General features: G+C 65.9%; 1 protein-coding gene. It reads left to right on the forward strand.

Annotated elements, in window-relative coordinates:
* The coding region (locus tag SB719_RS20940; RefSeq protein WP_412159856.1) for a hypothetical protein at positions 1-261 on the forward strand (261 nt) is incomplete at both ends.

Consider the following 261-nt stretch of genomic DNA (forward strand, 5'->3'; position numbering starts at 1 on the left):
TATCATGCGCACCTGCTGACGCGCTACGAGACGCCGGCCGGCGCAACGTTCGTCGCCGAGTGGGACGGCGAGACGCCACAGGCGCGCTGCATCAGAACCTACGCGTACACACTCGACGCCGACGGCGAGCCAGTCGTGACGCGCGAGGCACGCTTCTCGTACCAGCCGCCCGCCCGGATGACGCAGGTGACGGATGCACTCGGGAACACGACGACGTACCGCTACAACGGCCTATGGGCAGTCGACCAAATCGTTCATTCG

Origin of the sequence: Pantoea sp. SIMBA_079, assembly GCF_046940275.1 — a bacterium.
GTDB classification, from domain to species: Bacteria; Pseudomonadota; Gammaproteobacteria; order Enterobacterales; family Enterobacteriaceae; genus Pantoea; species Pantoea borealis.